The sequence below is a fragment of the Methylobacterium sp. A54F genome (genome assembly GCF_053346035.1).
This window is the reverse complement of the sequence record NZ_JBKFBF010000197.1, coordinates 1-288: the sequence shown is the minus strand read 5'-3', so window position 1 is coordinate 288 and position 288 is coordinate 1. Positions and strand designations below refer to the sequence as shown.

Here is a 288-nt window from a genome sequence, read left to right as displayed (position 1 = left end):
GATTCCGAGTCGGAGCGCCTCGTGCAGGCGGCGCTCGCCCGGCTGATGCGGGGCCGCACGACCCTCGTCATCGCCCACCGCCTCTCCACCGTGCGGGAGGCCGACCAGATCGTCGTGATGGAGGTCGGCCGGGTGGTGGAGACGGGCCGTCACGAAGACTTGATGGCCCGGGCCGGTGCCTACGCGCGCCTGCACCGCCTGCAGCTCTCCGAGGCGGCATCGCCGGCGGCCTGAGGCGCCTTACCTCGGCAGGGGAACGCGAGGCGGGAGCCGGGGGAGGCAAGGCGG

General features: G+C 74.3%; 1 pseudogene. It reads left to right on the top strand.

The features are described 5' to 3' along the window. Positions 1 to 234 (top strand): annotated as a pseudogene (locus ACLBXP_RS25945) (ABC transporter permease); the annotation flags it as partial. Positions 235 to 288: the final 54 nt, after the last annotated feature.